General features: G+C 43.8%; 14 protein-coding genes. 4 read left to right on the forward strand and 10 right to left on the reverse strand.

Features of this window, described 5'->3' with window-relative positions:
• Window positions 1-10: 10 nt before the first annotated feature.
• The gene (locus APAR_RS04545) at window positions 11-721 is read right to left on the reverse strand and encodes an HAD family hydrolase (protein WP_012808972.1); all 711 of its coding nucleotides are present in this window, start codon (window positions 719-721) and stop codon (window positions 11-13) included.
• A 171-nt stretch (window positions 722-892) separates the two neighbouring features.
• Here APAR_RS04545 and APAR_RS04550 point away from each other — a divergent pair, with 171 nt between their 5' ends.
• On the forward strand, window positions 893-3163 hold the full coding sequence (locus tag APAR_RS04550; RefSeq protein ID WP_245526046.1) for a tetratricopeptide repeat protein: 2271 nt from the start codon (window positions 893-895) through the stop codon (window positions 3161-3163).
• A gap of 101 nt (window positions 3164-3264) precedes the next feature.
• On the opposite strand, the gene APAR_RS07150 is transcribed toward APAR_RS04550, so the two are convergent.
• A complete protein-coding gene (locus tag APAR_RS07150) occupies window positions 3265-5937 on the reverse strand; it encodes an N-acetylmuramoyl-L-alanine amidase (RefSeq protein WP_012808974.1) in 2673 nt (890 codons plus the stop codon).
• A gap of 114 nt (window positions 5938-6051) precedes the next feature.
• On the opposite strand from APAR_RS07150, the gene APAR_RS04560 reads away from it, so the two are divergent.
• Window positions 6052-6714, forward strand: coding sequence for an HAD family hydrolase (locus APAR_RS04560; protein WP_012808975.1), 663 nt, complete (start codon window positions 6052-6054; stop codon window positions 6712-6714).
• 88 nt (window positions 6715-6802) lie between these two features.
• On the opposite strand, the gene APAR_RS04565 is transcribed toward APAR_RS04560, so the two are convergent.
• Window positions 6803-7006, reverse strand: a complete 204-nt coding sequence (locus APAR_RS04565; RefSeq protein ID WP_012808976.1) for a cold-shock protein — start codon at window positions 7004-7006, stop codon at window positions 6803-6805.
• 336 nt (window positions 7007-7342) lie between these two features.
• Here APAR_RS04565 and APAR_RS04570 point away from each other — a divergent pair, with 336 nt between their 5' ends.
• Window positions 7343-9631, forward strand: a complete 2289-nt coding sequence (locus APAR_RS04570; RefSeq protein WP_012808977.1) for a L,D-transpeptidase family protein — start codon at window positions 7343-7345, stop codon at window positions 9629-9631.
• Between the two features lie 81 nt (window positions 9632-9712).
• On the opposite strand, the gene APAR_RS04575 is transcribed toward APAR_RS04570, so the two are convergent.
• The 7 genes from APAR_RS04575 to dnaE all read right to left on the reverse strand — a co-directional run bounded on the left by APAR_RS04575 (window position 9713) and on the right by dnaE (window position 18613).
• On the reverse strand, window positions 9713-10108 hold the full coding sequence (locus APAR_RS04575) for a hypothetical protein (protein WP_012808978.1): 396 nt from the start codon (window positions 10106-10108) through the stop codon (window positions 9713-9715).
• A gap of 14 nt (window positions 10109-10122) precedes the next feature.
• Window positions 10123-11190 carry a Holliday junction branch migration DNA helicase RuvB gene (gene ruvB / locus APAR_RS04580; protein WP_012808979.1) on the reverse strand — a complete coding sequence of 356 codons (1068 nt, stop codon included), beginning with the start codon at window positions 11188-11190 and terminating at the stop codon, window positions 10123-10125.
• Entirely contained in the window at window positions 11190-11822 is a 633-nt protein-coding gene (ruvA, locus tag APAR_RS04585) for a Holliday junction branch migration protein RuvA (protein WP_012808980.1), read from the reverse strand. Before ruvA ends, ruvB begins: the two co-directional genes overlap by 1 nt.
• Entirely contained in the window at window positions 11819-12322 is a 504-nt protein-coding gene (ruvC, locus tag APAR_RS04590) for a crossover junction endodeoxyribonuclease RuvC (RefSeq protein WP_012808981.1), read from the reverse strand. The genes ruvA and ruvC overlap by 4 nt, the downstream gene beginning before the upstream one ends.
• Before the next feature lie 61 nt (window positions 12323-12383).
• Window positions 12384-14171, reverse strand: a complete 1788-nt coding sequence (locus APAR_RS04595) for a nitrilase-related carbon-nitrogen hydrolase (RefSeq protein ID WP_012808982.1) — start codon at window positions 14169-14171, stop codon at window positions 12384-12386.
• 130 nt (window positions 14172-14301) lie between these two features.
• Window positions 14302-14667, reverse strand: a complete 366-nt coding sequence (locus APAR_RS04600; RefSeq protein ID WP_012808983.1) for a desulfoferrodoxin family protein — start codon at window positions 14665-14667, stop codon at window positions 14302-14304.
• Between the two features lie 109 nt (window positions 14668-14776).
• Window positions 14777-18613, reverse strand: a complete 3837-nt coding sequence (gene dnaE / locus APAR_RS04605; protein WP_012808984.1) for a DNA polymerase III subunit alpha — start codon at window positions 18611-18613, stop codon at window positions 14777-14779.
• 328 nt (window positions 18614-18941) lie between these two features.
• Between dnaE and APAR_RS04610 the strand changes: the two genes are divergently transcribed.
• Window positions 18942-20300: a C1 family peptidase gene (locus APAR_RS04610; RefSeq protein ID WP_012808985.1), complete on the forward strand. Its 1359-nt coding sequence runs from the start codon at window positions 18942-18944 to the stop codon at window positions 20298-20300.
• Window positions 20301-20316 lie beyond the last annotated feature (16 nt).

Consider the following 20316-nt stretch of genomic DNA (forward strand, 5'->3'; position numbering starts at 1 on the left):
TAACAAATTCTTAAGCGAGAAGAACGTGGTGTAGATCTTCTACCGTATCTACAATTGCAACCGCACCCGCATCAATAAGCTCCTGTCTATTGGTGGTTTTTCCATACAACACACCAATACACGGAATCTGATTTGGAAATGCAGCTTCCATATCAAAACAGCGATCCCCTACCATTACGCTTTCAGAAGCATCAAAGCCAAGCTGGCGCATGACGTGAGCAATGGCAGTGATTTTATCAGTTGCAGCCTCATCTATTCTTCCTGCATAAGCATCAAGAACACCAATAAGATTGTTGTCCTTAAGACCTATCTCAAGCATAGGCAAATTTTTTGAGCTTGCTACAGCAACCTTTTTGCCAGCTGCATGAAGATCGTCAATGAGGCTCCTCATACCCTCAAAGAGAGGCCATCTTCCCGTAGTCACATAGAGCTCTCGGTAACGCTTAGTGACCGCAACGGCGTCCTCATGGCTCAGACCAAAAACCAGTTCATAAGCATAAGGAAAGGGTGGTCCTACAAGCTTTTTGAGATCTGATTCTATAAAGTCTGTATGACCACAATCAGTCATTGCCATCTTTGCCGTAGAAACAATGGTGGGCAATGTGTCTGCCATGGTTCCGTCGAAGTCAAAAATAATAAGCGAGCGATTCTGCAAATCTGAAACTACATCAGAAGTTACCAGTGATTTGTTTGTTGCAGTTACGTTTTGCATTACTGTCATGTTAATCCAATCATCTACGTATGTGAGTATACCGTTCATGACGCAAAACTAACCAGTCAATGACATTTTCTTCTCGCCCGCCGAATTAACTATTGACAGCTGAAATGTTATACACCAGCAAAGGTATATAGTTAACTATAGATGAATCAATATGCCTAACCTGGGAGGTGTATGATGACTCGTCAGGAAAATAATCCAGAAGCTAAACAACCTGGAAGAAACAGGCTTGGAAAACTCTATCCGTCTCTCGTCAATGAAGACGTTCTGCCTGATGAGTCTCTAGACGCTGCTCAAAATAATCAACATGTTGGTTCTATTGACCAAACTGGTTGGCATACAAAACTAAATATTGAAGCGCTTTCTCTTACTCTTACGGAATCCACTTCTCCACTTGAAGTACTTAAACATTTTGTAAATACAGCATTTTTGCGTGAAAAAGATTCACACCGAAAAGGTGGTTCTGTTGCCATTCCGCCAAGTGATTTTGAACTTCATCTAGCTCAAAGACTAAAAGATGCTGGTGTCCTTGAAGTGTGTGGCATTACCGTCCCCTGCCGTGTTGTGCGTCTGCGCACCAATGGTCTTTTTTATCTGCGTGCTAATCAAAAAGCACTTTCCTACAAGCAGAAAATTCAGCTTCTTACTATTGAAAGCGCATTAAACACTGCCCTTTTTGCAGAGCGATATTTTCTTGATGCAAATATGGCATCTGAACATGACTTACTTGCCTTTGAACAAAAGATTGTTTCTACCATGATGAAACAATCTAGGTCGCGCTGCGCCACAACCCAAAGCACTCAAGAAGATGGCGAGTGGGTTGTCCGCAAAGCCATTTCCCTACACATTGAGAGCCTGCGTCTATCTCAGCGTCTTATCACTGAGTTTAGAACCAACGTACACAAGGGCATTGCTGCCTTTAGAGTACATCTAGCGCTTCCTGAACAATTTCCAAGAAGCTTTCTTTATGCAGATGGAAGCATCAAAGAAGCCAACTTTGATGACCTTTGTCGTGCAGCCACTGCTTACAACATGCACCTTGGCATGCTCATTACCGCAAGTGCCTTTAGAAGCTCCCTGAAGATCAATGAGGTCTGGCTTTCTGGCATTTGCGACACAGACAAACTGCATGCATGTCTTTTCTCGTTCCACATTACACGCAAGCAATTTGAAGATACGAACATTACTGAAGAGACTGATTCACTTTCTATCTACAAGCTATGGAACGCACGAATTGACGAGGTAGACGGGATTCTTCATGCAGTACAACCTCTCTTTACCTTAAACAATGAGATTTTCTGTCCACCAAGTAGATACGATTTTGTTGAGTCTTCACAAAAACGACTTGATAGCGTCGCAGCTCACGCACTAGGCACTGATGAGGTGTCAGGACTGTCTATTGATGAAGGTCAAGCGCGAGAAGAGATTATCACCAAAATTCTGCGTAACCTCTCTTCTTCCACAGAAGAAAACGTCCGCACCATATTGTCGTATACCGCAAACTCCACCGATCTTACGGTGCGAGCAGCAGGAGAACGCGTGGTTTCTCGCTTTATTAAGGGTACCCTCGCAGAAGATGATTTTGAGGCCATTTACGAAGAATTTGTTGATGGTGGTGTTCTTTCCTTAGCGGTTACCAAAGCTCAGCGTCTCATTGGCGAGAAAAACTATCAAGACGCAGAGCTACTCCTGCTTGAAGCACTTGACTCCGTTGACGGAAATAATACATACACGGATACAAGCACTACGCAGTGGCGCGTGTTTATGAACTACGTCGATCGCGTACTCTATAACAGAATTCTCTCTAACCCAGAAAAAAATACTCGCCTGGCTCCTATGTCCTACTTTGAAGCGCACCTTCTAGTTTCTATTGCACAAGCGCTCCAAGGACAAATTCAGAATGCTCTTCGGCACGCAAGAAGAGCTGTTGAGATTGCGCCACTAAGCATGAGTGCTAGGCTACACCTCTCCCACTGCCTTGAAGAGTCACTGGATATTAATGCTGCAGCAGATGAGCTAAAGAGGCTTCTGTTGCTTGCACATGACCCTGAGAGCATTGGATTTGGCTATTATCGTATGGCATTCTTCCAATGGAGGCTCAGACACCTGAAAGCCGCACAAGCTTGTTATCAGTTTGCCTTGAAGTTTTTGCCAGGTGCTACGTTCATCATTGGCACAGAAACAGCAATTCTCTCGCAAACTGAGCCTGAGTTTAGTTGTGACGATATGAGCGACGAAGAAATCTATTCCACACTGATGCAAGAGCAAATTCCTATCGCGCCAACCAACGAAGTCTCTACTATTTTCTTAGATGGTACACGTGCCTCACTTGATGCAGAACTCTTTAGTGTTGCTAAGAACTTCATTATGAACCTGGGCATTATGACTAAAGACGATATCTACTTTGACATGCTCAACTCCATTGAAGGAGAGCCTGATAGATAAACAGTACGATCCGTAAAGACCTCATGAGGCTTAGCTTAACAAAAAGGAGCTCCGATTTCTCGAAGCTCCTTTTATATATACGCTGTTAAAAGCGCTTTGACTTATAGCTCGTTCATTACACGAACAAGCTTGACAGCATAATTCTTATCCGTTGCCCACGTACCAGCAAGCTTACGAATAATGTTAGCTTTCCTGGCAAGAATCCATGCACCGTAACGAGGGTCCACATCTCTAGCCTTGCTTGGATCAACCGTCAGTGGCTCAAAACCCGCATAAGCACGAAGATGAAGAGCCTGTGCACGGAGGCCTTTGAGAACGGTGTCAAACGAATTGCCGTGCTCACCGTTTCCAGTTGCACCAAGGCCGCCAAAGTTGCACTGTTCAGGAAGGACGTCGCCACCAAAGCGGAGGTTACCCGTCTCAATCATGACCTGTGCATAGAGAAGCTCTGGACGAACACCTTCATCAATTGCGGCTTGCCATAGTTGATTTACAAAGTCTGCTCCTGTTGCTGCGCCCCTCTCTGCATAAATAGCGGGATAAGCAGAACCTACGCGTTTGTTGAAATCCCTTTGAAGGTCCTCTTTAGAAACAAGAGGAGCTCCAAGAACGCTGGTACGATCAGAGAAATTACCACGAGTTGGCTCAATTGGAGAATTGTCGTCAGCTGGTGTGTTGTTATTTCCAGCGTCACTATTTTCTTTGCCGTTATTGCCGTCAACGTTTCCGTCTTTATCGTTATTTTTATCAGTTGGTTTGATATTAAGAACACCACTTGCATCTGCGTGAACAACACGACCATCTGGAAGCGTGACGTCTTGATTGCGCAGCAGGCCATAGCCCAAATCAAAGTAATAGTACGAACCGTTAATTACCTGAAGACCAATGAGTACAGCATGCTCATGAGTAGTTGGATCAAAGTACCAGGTCTTGCCATTTGGAGTATTGAACCAACCAGAAGCTAAAGCACCACTTGATTGAGCCCAAGCCCAGCCGTTATTTGGTAACTGGACCCAATCATTAGAAGTCATTCCCTTATTTGCATCAACATAATACGAACCACTAGAAATAGTGAAGACACCTGTCTTTAGAAGAGGATATTCTGCGCTTTCATCAAAGTAGAACCACTTACCGTTTGGAAGAAGCTTCCAACCAGCATAGAGCGAACCATCTGTATTAGCCCATACCCAATTGTTATCGGCGAGTCTAATCCAACCGCCATAAAGCAAGCCACGATCACGGTCAACGTAATACTTCTGATCCCCATCAAACATAAGACCAAAGCTTGCGTGATATTTGTTGTTGGCATCAAAATAGAACCACTTACCGTTTGGAAGAAGCTTCCAACCAGCGTAGAGTGAACCATCTGAGTTAGCCCACGACCAATTTCCGTCACCATAATTTACCCAGCCATCTTTAATGACTCCAGCAGTGGTATCGGCATAATAATCTCTATTTTGTACCGTAAATTGGCCAAGCTTCACAGCATTATGAGTAGATGATGGATCAGCATAGAACGTCTTACCGTCGGCAGTAGTAATCCAACCAGAAGTTGCAATTCCTTGGGCGCCAAAGTAATGCCAACCATCAGCATCGTTAAGCCAACGATTTACATACCTAAAGCCATTATCATCGGTATACATCCATCCGTTAGCAACTTGCTTCCAACCGGTGACTGCACCTTCGGTTGCTTCAAAATTCATCTGACGTGTAATTTCCTGTCCATCAGACGAAATGGCCTTGAGATACAAAACGTATCGACCAGTCATAGGAGGAACAAAAGAAATAGATGTATCAGTAGTCTTATACGCAACAGTTGTCCAAGAACCATCTGGAGCTGTATAGCCAAAGGTAAATGTTGCACCCGTAACAACGCCAGTCAAGACAGGTTTAACCGTCACTTTGTTACCCTGTTGAACAGCGGAAATGCCCCTCATATTCCACCAGGTATCGGAGTGATACATCTCCCAAATTGCCCAGGCGTCAGCCCAGCCAATATAGTCAACTTTTGAGTTATCGCCAAGATCTTTAAACTCAGCAGCATGAGCGGGATTAGAAATGAACTGGTGCTCAATAACTACACCAAGAATTCCTTTTTGACGAGCATAACGAACAATACCGTAGTAATCGGACTCATCGCCATTCTCGTAATAGTCTGTTCCATATTTATCGTTATAGCCGCGCTCAGTAGCACCATCACCTCGGGTGACAATGCCCGCTTTATTTCTTAAGTAATAATTAACCTTACCGGCAAGAGCCTGCCCAGCAACATAAAGATCGTGGTTATAACTAACGTCATGAGGAACTAAAACCTCAGAGCCTGTTGCTGATGCAGGACCTGCGTTGTAATGCAAAGAAATAATGGCACAGGCATTATGATCAACGGCGCGCTGTACACGTGTTTTGAGCGAAGGGTCTTCATGCTCCCCACGAACAACTACAACAGGGACCCCCCATTGCCCAAGATATTTCTTGACATACATGGCCGTAGCCCAGGCAATATCACCTTCTTTTAAACCGTAATACATTGCACCTGGATCTCGACCATCTGTTCCATCACTGTGACCAGGATCCAATGCGATTGGTCTTCCTGTTGCACGAGAAAGTGCAACAGCATCACTTAGAGATTGGCTCTGAACTATGTTGCCTTGGGCATCCATAGTTGTATAGGTAGTTGCATATACGTTTTGAACTGTTGTTACAAATAATGCTGCGACAACAAAAAGCAAAACAGCAAACAATTTACCGCGAGTACTAAATAAGCTGCGATTCATGCGGTCCTCCGAAAAGTATGGGGTTTACTCCTCTTTATGCTTGTTAAAAGTCTACACTAGACTGGCATGTCAACAACAAAAAACACAAGCTCGCCGTAACTCGATTGGAACTCTGTGATTTTCTCGACACTTGAAAATATTCTTGCAACAAATATTGAAGCAGTAATTTTTGATTTTGATGGCACTATTGCTCATACACACCATATTTGGAAGCTTGTTGATCAAGAGTTTTTTGAGTCACGAGGAATCCCTTACACTCCTGAAATTGGCAAGATTCTCTCTCCTCTTGGATTTGAAAAAGGTGCTGAGTGGGCAATTTCTACGTATAAATTAAATGAGGATCCGAAAAAAATTATTACAGAGTGGAAAGAACTAGGTAAAAGTTTTTTTATAAACTCAGTACAGCTCCGTCCTGGTGTTGTTGAATTTATTAACCAGCTAAAAGAGAGGCACATTTCCACAGCATTGGCAACCGTTAACGAACCAGAGCTTCTTGCTCTCCTTGAACCTCGCTTGCATCTATCTACTCTATTTGATACTCAGGTATTTGCTGCTGATGTCGGATCTGCAAAAGATGAACCGTATTTATATTTAGAAGCTCTTGCGCGTCTTAAGGCTAAAGCCAAGAAAACACTTCTGTTTGAAGACATTCCGCTAGCCATTCAAACAGGTAACTCTATTGACCTTATTACCTGTGCTGTTAATTGTGATGATGAACATCAAGATATCGAGAAACTCTCTAAGCTTGCTGACTTCACCATCAAACACTGGTATTAAAGTTCCTGGATAACACCGCTGTAAAAAATTGCACTGTAATAAAAAAGGAGACCCGAAGGTCTCCTTTTGATGGTAGTGTTCGCAAGTACTAGATCTTGTGGACGCTAGAAGCCTGGAGCTTACCGTTCTGTCCGGTGGTAATCTCAAACTCGACAGGCTGACCCTCGTCGAGAGTCTTGAAACCGTCCATCTGAATCTCGGAGAAGTGTACGAACAAATCGTCGCCATCCTCACGAGAGATGAAGCCGTAACCCTTGTCTGGATTAAACCACTTTACAGTACCCTGAGCCATTTCGTGCCTTTCTTTCTTAGCCCCGCAGGGCAAAACTGCGCCTGTGGAGCGCGATACCGTGACGTTTAGCCACATGAAATATAATAACCTTAATCAACAACTTATGTGACGAGAAACCACTCATGGAGATTTTTACACCATCTACCGGTAAAAGCACAGGCACATTGAATGCTTCCTCATAATTTTAAAATTTTTTGTAACTGAATAAATCCCTTTAATTGGCCAAACATTTTTTAAATGATAGAGAATTTATATGTGAATAATTTCCAGCAGCAATAACTGACACATCAAACTATTATTTACATTAATAGACATTCCTATCAAAAAGGATATGCAATGAAAAATAAAACATACTTCTCTTGTAAGCCTTCCAAACGCAAGCTCATTGTCACTGCTTCTTTAAGTATTGCTTTATTATATAGTCTACAGATAACACCTGTTCTTGCAGAAAATTCTACTTCAGCAGACCCCGTTACTCCAATTACCACATCAGATAATCAGGGTAATAATGTAACTGATGCTTCGACTTCTCCTACAGAATCCAATGACATCGATGAAACTAAAACTCCTGTCGAACCAGAAACTCCTGCAAAAACAGAAGATCCTGCAAAAACAGAAGATCCTACAGAACCAGAAAATCCCACTAAAACTCCTGACATTGCTAAAGAAGCACCTAAAATTACGGGCTGGAAGATAGAAAATGGTCAATCCCATTATTACGCTGAAGATGGAACTCTTTCTACAAGTCAATGGATTAAAGATGACCAGGGATGGCACTATGTAGATGCAACGGGCTCTGCAGTTAAGGGTTGGTATACCACTCCAAATGGCAAGACTTGGTACTTTGATCCTTCTGACCCACATCATCCAGCAATTATTGGTGATACTGAAATTAACGGCAAATCTTACTACTTTGATGAGGGTTATGGCCTCCTTAGAAATGGCTGGGTACATCGAGCAGATGGCTCTTGGTCTTGGGCTGATTCAGACGGCTCACTACACTCTGATTGGAAATACATCAACGGTAAATGGTTTTACTTTGATACAGAAGACCCTCTTCATCGCATGCTGACTGGTGCTTTCCAATTCTCAAGTGGCACCTACTACGTTGATGAGTCTCTTGGTATGACTTCCAATAATTGGGTACATCTTCCAGATGGTAACTGGACATGGACTCAGTCTAGTGGTGCTTTTGCTTCTGGTTGGTATAACACTCCAAATGGCAAGACCTGGTACTTTGATCCTTCTAATCCATACCATCCAGCACTACTTGGAGAACAAAAAATTGACGGTAAGTCCTACTACTTTGATGAGGGCTATGGTCTTCTTAGGAATAGCTGGGTTCATCACAGTGACGGCACATGGTCTTGGGTAGATACATATGGCGCCTTTCAACCTGAATGGAAAAAAATTGACGGTAGATGGTTCTACTTTGATCCAGAAGATGAATACTGTCGCTTAAAAACTGGTGCTTTCCAAATCTCAAGTGGTACCTACTACGTTGATGAAAATAAAGGTATGACCTCTCACGACTGGGTACGACTTCCTGACGGAAACTGGGCGTGGGCAGACTGGTCTGGTGCATTTGTATCTAGCTGGTTCAACACTCCAAATGGCAAGACCTGGTACTTTGATCCTTCTAATCCATATCATCCAGCACTACTTGGAGAACAAAAAATTGAAGGTAAGTCCTACTACTTTGATGAGGGCTATGGTCTTGCTCGTAACCAATGGATTACCCGTCCCGATGGTATAAAGCGTTGGGCAGGTCCAGATGGAGTACTTACGGGGTATCTTTCTCCTGACAATATCTTTACTGCAGATAACGGTACTCAGCCCACAGGTACCGTGAAACTTCCAGGACTTACTCTTCATATTGGCTCAGACCACAAAGTAAAAACTGGTTGGGTGAAAGAAAACGGCAAGGACTATTACTATCTCAATGATGGTTCAGCTGCCTCAGATTGGTTCAATATTCAGGGAACTTGGTATTACTTCAACACAAACGGTGAGAAACAGACTGGTTGGATTCATCTCAGAAGTGGCTGGTATTACCTAGGAGCCGACGGCAAAATGAGAACTGGCTGGATTAAAGATGATGGCAAGGACTATTATCTTGATTCCAACGGAACCATGGTAACTGGCTACACCACATGGGGCAGCAAACTCTATTGGGCCGGTGCAGATGGCGCTATGAAGGAGCAGCCTTGCTACTACCCGGATATGTATCGTTATGCTCAGAACTACTACAGTGCTACCAACTGGCTTATCCAAATAGATACTACCGGAAATCGCTTTGCAGTATACAAAGGTTCACACGGTAACTGGGTTGTTTGGTACGAATGGCGATGCACCACAGGAGCGCCAGGAATGTGGACTCCACATGGTCAATTTACTGCAGGTCACAAAGGTCTCTACTTTGGCTCTGGTTATAGATGCTGGTACTACACAACCATTTCTGGAGAGTATCTTATTCACTCCATCCTCTATCATGCAGATGGTTATACCGTCCGTGATGGTAGACTGGGCTACAACGGTTCTCATGGTTGTGTTCGTCTTGCAACAGAAAATGCTAAGTGGGTATATGACAACATCCCTTATGGAACCAAGATTGTTATCTGGTAACCTAAATAGTTACATTTATATATAGCAATAAACCCCAGTTCGCAATGAGTTGGGGTTTATTTATCACCTTATAAAGTATGATTACGCAAAATATTTTTCTTCAAAATCCTTAAATTGCTTTGGGGTAGCGTTTTGATCTACCGAGAAGGACTGCGCAACAGCTACTGCTTGCTGTCTTCTAAGACCAGCTTTATCCTCATCCCCTAGCTGCTCATAAACATGAGACAGCCTGTCAAGTGCATACACTACATATTCTGCAACTGAATCGGCTACACCTGAAAGCAACATCATAGTTACAAGAGAATCTGGGGAAAGAGCAAGGGCGGTCTCTGGGCTCAAATCAATGAGCTCTGCAACAGCTGCCTCTACCCCATCAAGCGACTCTTCAGTTTGGGTCTCTAGAGCATTCCCCAATCCCGCTGTAACAGTCAAAGTAAAGTCATCGATTACTTCCAAAATGTAATCTCGTTGAAGCATTTTATTCCAATCTACTAGTTAGCAGGAACAGGAATACGTAAGTGATCAAATGCAGCATGCGTTGCCTGTCTACCCTGAGGAGTTCTAATAATAAGCCCTTGTTGTAAGAGGTATGGTTCGTAAACATCTTCAAGTGTAGAAGGATCCTCTGAAACTGCACTTGCAATGGTTGTTAGTCCCACTGGACGACCTCTAAATGTCTCGCAAAGTGCACGCAAAACACGTACATCCATTACATCTAAGCCAAGCTCATCAATCTCAAAAAATGAAAGTGCCTCTGAGGCTACCTGCCAGGTAATAGTACCTTCAGCTTTAACTTGTGCGTAATCTCGCACACGTTTTAATAAACGATTTGCCAAACGCGGTGTACCTCTTGATCGAGAAGCAATTTCAGCAGCTCCCTGCTCATCTACTTCAACATCAAGAATATTTGCTGAGCGCATAACAATAGTTTGAAGCTCAGAGACAGTGTAGTAATCAAGACGATATGAGATACCAAAACGATCACGCAAAGGACCAGTTAGAAGTCCTGTTCTTGTTGTTGCTGCTACGAGTGTGAAGCGCGGGATATCAAGTCTAATGGACCTTGCTGCAGGACCTTTGCCAATAACAATGTCTAAGAAAAAATCTTCCATTGCTGGATACAGAATTTCTTCAACCTGATGATTAAGCCTATGAATCTCATCTACAAAGAGGATATCTCCTTCTTCAAGATTAGTGAGAATTGCCGCTAAATCTCCTGCTCGCTCAATTGCAGGACCAGAAGTTGTATGAAGCTTTGAACCCATCTCTCCTGCTAAAACGCCAGCAAGGGTTGTTTTACCAAGGCCTGGAGGACCAGAAAAAATAACATGATCAAGAGGTTCATTACGACTTTTTGCCGCTTCAATCAGAACGCGCAGATTGGATTTAACGCGCTCCTGACCAAGATACTCATCAAGTGTTTTTGGACGTAAGTTTCTATCTTGTTCAAGATCTTCCGCCTGAAGCCCACTAGAAACTACGCGCTGAGAAGTGTGTCCTGGAAATGGAGCTGGAGTAGACGATGACTCAAAAAGATTATCTGCATCTGCTTCCCACATTAATTACCACTTCCCAAACGCCTTAATGCATATCCAATAGCAGCTTCAATTGTAATAGCACCAACCTCTTCATAACCCTCAAGAGCAAGCGTTGCCTCCTGAGAAGTAAAGCCCATTCCAAGGAGAGCCTCAATAGCCTCTGATTCTACTGAAGTTACAGTAGGTTTTGGAATAGAAGCAAAATCTGTAGGAGAGGTAAGTCCAACAAGCTGTTTAAGCTCTGTATCTTTTGCAAACACATCAGATAGTTCAATAATCAAGCGTTCTGCTTTTTTCTTACCAAGACCAGAGACACTCTTAAGGCGATTACCATCGTTAGTAGCCACAATTACTGCAAGCTGCTGCGGAGTAAACGTAGAAAGAACAGAAAGAGCTAGTTTAGGACCAACTCCAGAAATTGCACGTAAGCGATCAAAGAGTGCACGCTCTTCTCGCGAAGCAAAACCAAAGAGTTCCATTGAGTCTTCTCTAACAACCATACGCGTTAAAACCGTAACGCCCGCCTCGCCCGCTTGTGGAAGCGCAGCAGCTGTTGAGGCTGATATACCTAGCTCATACCCAACACCATTAACATCGAGAACAGCGACTGAAGGAGTAACGGATACAAGTGTGCCCGTAAGCTGGACAATCATAGTTGTATTCTTCCCTTTCCAAGCGAGGTAGTTCTTACAAGATTAGCGTGACAGACCGCAGCGGCTAAAGCATCTGCTGCATGGTCTGGATGAGGTTGATGGTCCAAGCACAATATATTTTGGACCATATACATAACCTGTTGTTTATCAGCAGCTCCTGTGCCAACAACTGCTTGTTTTATCTGCATTGGAGTATATTCTCCAACCGTTAGACCTGCTTTAGAACAAGCAACAATAGCAGCCCCACGAGCATGTGCAGTAGGAATAGCTGATTTAACGTTCTGTCCAAAGTAAATGCTCTCAATAGAAAGAGCCTCGGGCGAAAACTTATCTATAACATCAATGATTTGGTTATAAATTCTTCCCAAGCGCATATCTATTGGCTCATCTGCAGTTGTAGTAATGCATCCATAGGCACGTGCACGGCATTCAGAACCCCTTGTCTCTACAATTCCCCATCCAGTGTGAGCAAGACCAGGGTCTATTCCAAGAATTACCATTGCACCTCCTAATATAGAACGTTCGTTCTATATTATCACAGAGTCTTTACTAATGATGCAACTAATTTTCTGAGAAGGGACCTCTCCACATTTTTGGATCGACTATGCCAATTTGTGTGTCAGTTTCTTGTGCAAGCTCTTTTAAAAGCTCAAGCATATCCTTAAAGCCTTCCCGAGCCTCCGTCGGGTCAACTGACAACTCAGATAGACGTATAGAAGTCCCTTGAATTTCTCGCAAAGAATTTCGCAGCGATTCTACCAGCTTAGATTCTGAAGCTTTTGTATCTCTAATCCTGTCTTGCCAGACAGATACATGTGGAATTTGAGCATTCATGAGACTCTTTGAAGACATCTCCAGAACTTCAGTAGTATTTCTGCGATCTTTTTGGTGCGCATGTAGCATAGAAATAATTGCTTTGACCTCGTCAACCTTTCCCATTTCCTCCACAATTGCAGAAATGCTCTTATTCCACTCAAGATAGCTAGTGAGCACGTAGTCAACAAACTCAATTCGCTCTTGAGAGGTTGATGCTGCATTCTCTAATCCATCAGTTACAACCTCAGAGATATTCTCGAGAACTGCATGGTCAATAGCTGGTGAGAAAGTATTTCTCACTCTTGCTAGGTCAACAATGTCTGCATGGTACATATCTCCCAGTGGCCACAAGGAGTGTGCACTGGAAATCTCTGTTCCCTTAAGTGCAAGAATGGTTTTATCGGCAGTCTCAAGCGTTAAGTAATTGTGCTGGTCAGCATAAGTATAGCCATATGCACTAACCAATTTTGTATCGGTCAATGTCGAGAAAACCGTGCTGTCCACGGCAACCTTATTAACTCGAAGTCTAGCAGCAAGCAGCTCCGCAGCGCTTGTTGCTCTTGAATTTTTGTTTGGAAGCAACAGTACATGTACACGCATGGGACCTAAGGCGTCCGAGGCAAGAGCAACGGTAACCAGAGAATTAAGCGAGCCATCAACCGCAATAAATACGCCATCAAAGCCAGACTTTACTGTGTAATCTCGTACGCCTGTAGCCAATACGCCCCAGGTAGTAAGTGCACTGTTATAAACACCTGCGGTATCTTCTCTATCAAAGTTTTCGATGGTATCTTGGTCAACGTCGCAGACAACCATATCTTCTGAGAATGATGCCGCCTGTTTGACCAAATCTCCCGAGGGTGACAAGAAGAAACTTGAACCACAAAACACCTGGTTGCCATAGGCACCAACAGCGTTTGCAGCAATAAGCCAACTATCAAATTCTTCAACATCCCCTAGATAACGGCTTTCTGCCACAGCCATACCCATAGCAGATGATGAATCATCAACAGCAAAACCAAAAAATGGCAGATAAATAACAGCATCTAACGAGTCATCGACATCTTGCCATGCGTCAAGATCTTCGTAGGTAAAAGCAATGCCAAACGTAAGGCCGCCTGCTTCAAACTTTGCAAGCTCAACAGTATCCTCGTTAGAATCTTGCGAAGAACTAGCAGAGCGAGCAAGAGCGCTCATATGCGCTATCTGAGCAGTTAGTTTAAGTGGGGTTACAGCACCGTTTCTGACAAGAAAGACCTCGCTAGCCGCGTTTCCATCAAACTCTGTTACAACAGGAATAAGAGCTGCAATAGGAAGTTTTTCTGAAAGAAAGTTAATAGTCTCAGAAAGGTCTGCAAAGAGACCGTCCGTATCAGCCTCTGGTACGCTTAACAGTCCTGTAAGAGTTGGCGCAGGATAGATGACTAGCTCAGCACCCTGCTGTTGGGCCCGCTGAGCATATTCCAGCATGGTTTGAGCGGTAAATTCAAAGTCTCCAGCCCGAGTATTCATTTGTGCAACTGCTATGCGCATACCATTCCTATCACGAAATACTTAGTTTGTTTTTACCCAAAAATAAATAGGTGTAGTAATAAAAATGGAGCTGCAAATAGCAGCTCCATTTGACACTAATAAGCTATTACTTATTGCTGGGCACGTAGACTTAGAGGGAAGCCTTCCAAAGACCATGAAGATTGCAGTACTCATAAGCCTCAGCCTCAACGCCTTCTTCAAGAGTGAAGGTAGCAACTGGCTCCTGACCAGGCTTAAGTTGTGCAAACTGAGCGCCGTTCTCAGAAACAAGAGCGATGAACTCAATGTAGTGCTCTTCGAGCATTGGGTGAGCAACCTCGCCAATACGAACGGTAACGGTGTTGCCTTCACGAGTAACAAACGGAACATGCTTCTCAGCTGCACCGTCAGTAACGCCAGCCTGGAGAAGCTCAAAATCTGCTGCCTCTGCATTGCCTACGACACCGTAAACAACAGCGCCTGTCTCCTTGTTACGATAAAACTTTGCGTCAATCATTTTTTCTCCTCTCACGACATCCGTAGATGTCAGAATTTCTTAGCAAGTGCTCAATAAATAGTAACAGTTATTATTTAATCGTACTGTACAAATACAGAATCGACAAAATCTAAACAATCTGTGCATATCCGCTTTGGCCGATAAGATCTTTGAGCTCTGTCAAAAGGACCATGCTACGTCCATCAATTCTGGTAGGAATTTCCATACGCATGACATCACCCCTATCCGTTTCCACCCTAATTTCAATACAGTCCATTCCGGGATAACGCGAGAAAATCTGTCCAAGTGTTTCGATAACCTGTCTTTCAAGCTGAGAAGCAGGCATATGGATGACAAGCGTCTTTGGCGTGTTATTGGCACTGTTAAGCTCAATAGGACTAACCTCCTGAGCAATAACCTGATCACCTCTATCAGAACGCTCCAGCTTTCCAAGAACAGAAATAAAGATATCGCTTTGGCTCTCGCCGGTCTCTGGGTCAACATCACCAGCCAGAAGTCTTGCAGCCTTCTTGTAAAGCTTAGGGAACATGACAATAGTGACACTACCCTCCATATCTTCAAGCGTAACAATTGCCATTGGATCGCCGTTTTTAGTAGTACGCTTCATAACATTAGTAACCATGCCAGCAAAGCGAATAGGTTTACCCTCTGGAACTTTGAACTGCTGAGACATAGCACCATTAGGAAGCTGCACCTCTACGTTTTCTTCAATTTCTGCAAGAGCATAATCCCTGCTCTTAGCAAGGGCATACTCATACGGACGAAGTGGATGATCGGAGACGTAAATACCTAAGACTTCATACTCTTTTGTAAGCTTGAATCGTCTATCCCACTCAACACCATCTGGCTCTGGAACGATATCACTAAAACCAGAACCTTCTACTTCTGCGAACATGTCAAACATTGAGAACTGACCAACAGCCTTATCTTTTTGGCGCTTAGTAGCGGCATCGATAATATTTTGAGGATTATTCTTATCCACAAAACTCATCATCTGCATACGGGTATAGCCTGTAGAATCAAAAGCTCCTGCCTTGATAAGAGCTTCAACAACGTTACGCTTTGCCTGACTTGCATCCATGCGATCAACAAAATCGTGGATGTTAGCAAAAGGACCACCCTTTTGACGCTCAAGCATAATAGCTTCGCCAACACCAGCACCTACACCACGGATTCCTGCAAAGCCAAAACGAATACCTTCTTTAGTAGCCGTAAAGTCTTTACCTGACTCGTTAATATCTGGTGGAAGAATCTTGATTCCCTCATGACGACAAGCACTTACGTAGTGAACAATCTTATCCGTCTTGCCCATATATGAGGTAAGAACTGCTGCCATGAACTCGTGTGGATAATGCGCCTTAATCCATGCGGTCTGCATAACAAGAATTGCATAACCAGCAGAGTGAGACTTGTTAAACGCATAAGATGCAAATTCAAGAACATCGTCCCAGATGCTTTCTGCAACAGAACGATCAAATCCATTACGAACTGCACCGTTTTTCCAGTGAGCCTCCATGGTCTCATCAGTACCGTCATCCCAGTGCTGAACAACTTCCTGCATGAGTTTGATCTTCTTTTTTGCTACTGCTTTTCTAACCTTGTCAGACTCGCCCGCGGTAAAACCAGACATTTTCATGGAAATCTGCATAACCTGCTCTTGGTAGACCATGGTTCCATAGGTTTCTTCCAAGATGTCATGAAGACGTGGATCGTAATCTTTGACTTCTTCTCTACCGTTCATACGATTGATATAGCTGGTAACCATACCTGCGTTAAGAGGACCAGGACGATACAAAGCGATAAGTGCGACGATGTGCTTATATTCTGTTGGTCTCATACCCTTAATGGTTGCTGTCATACCTGCAGACTCAACCTGGAAAACACCAGCAGTTCGTCCTTCTCTCAGAAGTCTGTAAATCTCTGGATCTGTAAATGGAATGCTATCTACATCGATATCAATACCGTAGCTATCCTTCACGTTTTTAATTGCGCGAGAAATAACCGTTAAGGTTCTAAGTCCCAAGAAGTCCATCTTAAGAAGACCCATGTCTGCGACAGAGTGACCCTCGTACTGCGTAATCTCTACGCCGCCCTTAGTATCAACCTTGGTGGGAACGTGATCATTAACAGGTGTTGGGGCAATCAAAACTGCACAGGCATGTACACCTTCACCACGATGCAAGCCTTCAATAGATAGAGCAGCATCAATAATTCTTCTAGCATCAGGGTCATTCTCGTAGGCCTCTTCAAAGTCAGCAGAATACTGATCGGCGCCTTTTTGACCTTCTTGAGCCTTATGAAGAACAAACTTAAGGTGAGCATTAGGGTCACCAGGAATCATTTTAGACAGACGCTGACCCATGTAAACGGGATAACCTAAAACACGACAAGCATCGTTTATTGCCTGTTTAGCCTTAATGGTTGAGTACGTAATAACGTGAGAAACACGCTCAGATCCATAAATCTGACGGACATGCTCAACAACCTCAAGACGACGCTCATCGTCGAAGTCCATATCAATATCTGGCATCTCTGAACGCTGTGGAGACAAAAACCTCTCAAACATAAGGCCATTCTCAAGAGGATCAAACGAGGTAATATCCATAGCGTATGCAACGATAGCGCCTGCTGCAGATCCACGACCAGGGCCTACACCAATGCCATTCTCTTTTGCCCAGCGAACATATTCCTGAACAATCAAGAAGTAATCAGCAAAACCTTTTTTGCAGATAATGTCATATTCATACTCAAAACGATCTTTAACGTTAATTTCGTTGATGACAACATTTTGCCAATCATCGCCATAACGCCTTGCAAGACCAAGCTCGCACTCTTTTCTAAAACGCTCTTCTGAGGTCTCTCCTTCTGCCAAGTCTGGGAACTTTGGCAGGTACATATGAGTCCAGTCCAGCTCATAGTTGCACTTATTTGCAACCTCAATGGTATTCTCGATAGCTTCAGGACACCACGAGAAAATCTGGCGCATTTCTTGCTCACTCTTAAGATAGAACTCACTACCTGTCATACGCTTACGGTTCTCATCATCAACACGAGCGCCCGAACCAATGCAGGAAGCAATGTCTTGAACGCTTGCGTCTTCTTTAGTGAGATAGTGATTATCGTTGGTAGCAACTACCTTAATACCAAGATCATGACCCATTTTTACAATACGCTCAGCAAGAGTTCTATCGGTATATCCACCCCAACTCGGATCAGATAAACCATGATCTTGAATCTCTAGATAAAAATCATCGCCAAAGATATCTTGATAGATTTTTGCCCAGCGTTCTGCTTCTTCTGGACGGCCTTCAAACAGCATACGAGGAATAATGCCAGAAACACAGGCTGAAGTGCAGATAATACCCTCGTGATAACGCTTAAGCATCTCAAGTGTAGTACGTGGCTTGTAATAGAACATCTCTTTTGAGCCAGCCTCTGACATCATCTTCATCAAGTTGACATAGCCGGTCTCATTTTTAGCAAGCAGAATAAGATGATAACGTACCTGCTTAGTACCCTTCTCAATACAATCATCAAGAATGAAATAAGCCTCACAACCAAAAATTGGTTTGATAAGCGGAGAAGGCTTGTTGGCTTTTACCGCCTCAATATTATGCGTTTGATTCCAAATTTGAACGTCAGAAGCCCACTGAGCATGGACTCTATCGTGCTCTTGAGCATCTGGAGCGTCTGCAGGAGGCTCTTCTAAGTCCCAGCCCTTTTCAAAACATTCCACATCATGACACCACTGGCCAAAATCTTTAAGTGCCTCATTGTATTTACGGCACGCAAGGTCAAAATCTGGAATACCAAAGAGATACCCATGATCAGTAAGAGCAAGTGCTGGCATACCAAACTCTACAGCTTTACTAACCATATCTGGAACACGGCTAGCTCCATCAAGAATGGAAAAATCTGAGTGGTTATGGAGGTGAACAAATGCCATCTTTTTTCTACGCTCTTCTCTTTGTGCTTCAAATTTGTTCTTGTACCAAGGGTTCGTAATTTCTTTGTATAGTGTAGCCGATTCGCCAGACAATAACTACCAATACAAACATATGTTCTATGTGCCGATTCTTCTATTACCACTGGTAAATTGAATGAAAATATTTTCTCGCTAATTTAAAGACGTCACAAAATCTCTCTTAATTCGCAAAAATCGTCCCATTAAAAACTTATAAAAAATAAAAGTTTCAAACTGGTAACTCTTAGACTAGGGACTCCTTAATTGGGAATATAGTTTTTGTATTACCTATTCCAGTTAAGGAGATTACATGGATCAGATGAAGAGCATTTCCTTCGACGACATTGCGGCAGCTCAGAAGAACTTTGAGTCTGACCGCGCTCACACAGTAGCTAAGAATGCTGCTACAAGCGCGGGTGTTAGAAAAGCAGCCCGTGTACCAGAAGGCGTTGCCCTCAATCCTCTTACCTTTGATGTTGAGGTAAAACAGGGCGACCGTACTAATCAGAAGCGCTCTGGCCGTTGTTGGATGTTTGCTTCACTCAATACCTTTAGATATCGCATCATCAAAAAATACAACCTGTCTACTTTTGAGCTTTCTCAGGCATATCCTCTGTTCTGGGACAAAATGGAGAAGTCCAATTGGTTCCTTGAGAACATTTTAGATACTCTTAATGAGCCTCTGAATGGTCGTCTTGTATCCTTCCTGCTTACTGATCCAATCGGCGATGGTGGCCAGTGGGATATGTTTAAGAGCCTTGTTAAGAAGTACGGCGTTGTACCAAAGAGCGCTATGCCAGAGACAGAATGCTCCAGCAATACACATGAAATGGACACATACCTCACACGTTACCTTCGTAGTGCTGCAAAGCGTCTTCGTGAGACTGCGGCGGCTGGCGAGTCCCTTGAATCTCTGCGTGAGATGAAGAAAGAGATGATGGAGGACGTCTACACCTTACTAGTAACCTGCCTAGGTCAGCCTCCAGTATCTTTTGAGGCACGCCTGCGCGATAAGGACGACAACCTTGTTCTTTCTGGCACCTTTACTCCTCAGGAGTTCTTCGCTGAGACTGTTGACATGAATCTTGATGATTACATTTCAATCATCTCTGCCCCTACCGCCGACAAGCCTTTCAACCACACCTACACTGTTTCCCGTTTGGGCAACGTTGTTGAGGGCGGCGGTGTTCGCTACCTCAACCTTGAGATCCCTGAGCTCAAGCGCCTTGCAGTAGCTCAACTCAAAGACAACTTACCTGTCTGGTTTGGCTGCGATGTTGCTCAGTCTTACCTTCGTGAAGAAGGCATTATGGACACTCGTGCGCTTGACGTTGATGGCCTCTTTGGTTTCCCTGTTGAGGGAGCTCTTAATCGCGCCGAGCGTCTTGACTACGGCGAGTCTCTCATGACTCACGCTATGGTTCTTGAGGGCGTTAACTTTGACACTCTTGGCAACACAACCCTCTGGAAGGTTGAGAACAGCTGGGGTAAAGACCACGGTCGCGATGGCTTTGATACCATCTCTGACCCTTGGTTTGACGAGTACGTCTACCAGATTGTTGTTGACAAGAAGTACCTCACCCCTGAGCAGCTCAAGATATTTGAGACCGAAGAAGCAACTGTCCTCGAACCATGGGACCCAATGGGCTCTCTTGCAACTCTTCGCTAAAAGTCAAACTATCTGG

Source organism: Lancefieldella parvula DSM 20469, assembly GCF_000024225.1.
GTDB classification, from domain to species: domain Bacteria; phylum Actinomycetota; class Coriobacteriia; order Coriobacteriales; family Atopobiaceae; genus Lancefieldella; species Lancefieldella parvula.

Coding starts and splice junctions, on each gene's coding strand:
- APAR_RS04545 (WP_012808972.1), bottom strand. CDS start 721: ATGACAGTAATGCAAAACGTAACTGCAACAAACAAATCACTGGTAACT.
- APAR_RS04550 (WP_245526046.1), top strand. CDS start 893: ATGATGACTCGTCAGGAAAATAATCCAGAAGCTAAACAACCTGGAAGA.
- APAR_RS07150 (WP_012808974.1), bottom strand. CDS start 5,937: ATGAATCGCAGCTTATTTAGTACTCGCGGTAAATTGTTTGCTGTTTTG.
- APAR_RS04565 (WP_012808976.1), bottom strand. CDS start 7,006: ATGGCTCAGGGTACTGTAAAGTGGTTTAATCCAGACAAGGGTTACGGC.
- APAR_RS04570 (WP_012808977.1), top strand. CDS start 7,343: ATGAAAAATAAAACATACTTCTCTTGTAAGCCTTCCAAACGCAAGCTC.
- APAR_RS04575 (WP_012808978.1), bottom strand. CDS start 10,108: ATGCTTCAACGAGATTACATTTTGGAAGTAATCGATGACTTTACTTTG.
- ruvB (WP_012808979.1), bottom strand. CDS start 11,190: ATGTGGGAAGCAGATGCAGATAATCTTTTTGAGTCATCGTCTACTCCA.
- ruvA (WP_012808980.1), bottom strand. CDS start 11,822: ATGATTGTCCAGCTTACGGGCACACTTGTATCCGTTACTCCTTCAGTC.
- ruvC (WP_012808981.1), bottom strand. CDS start 12,322: ATGGTAATTCTTGGAATAGACCCTGGTCTTGCTCACACTGGATGGGGA.
- APAR_RS04595 (WP_012808982.1), bottom strand. CDS start 14,171: ATGCGCATAGCAGTTGCACAAATGAATACTCGGGCTGGAGACTTTGAA.
- APAR_RS04600 (WP_012808983.1), bottom strand. CDS start 14,667: ATGATTGACGCAAAGTTTTATCGTAACAAGGAGACAGGCGCTGTTGTT.
- dnaE (WP_012808984.1), bottom strand. CDS start 18,613: ATGGCATTTGTTCACCTCCATAACCACTCAGATTTTTCCATTCTTGAT.
- APAR_RS04610 (WP_012808985.1), top strand. CDS start 18,942: ATGGATCAGATGAAGAGCATTTCCTTCGACGACATTGCGGCAGCTCAG.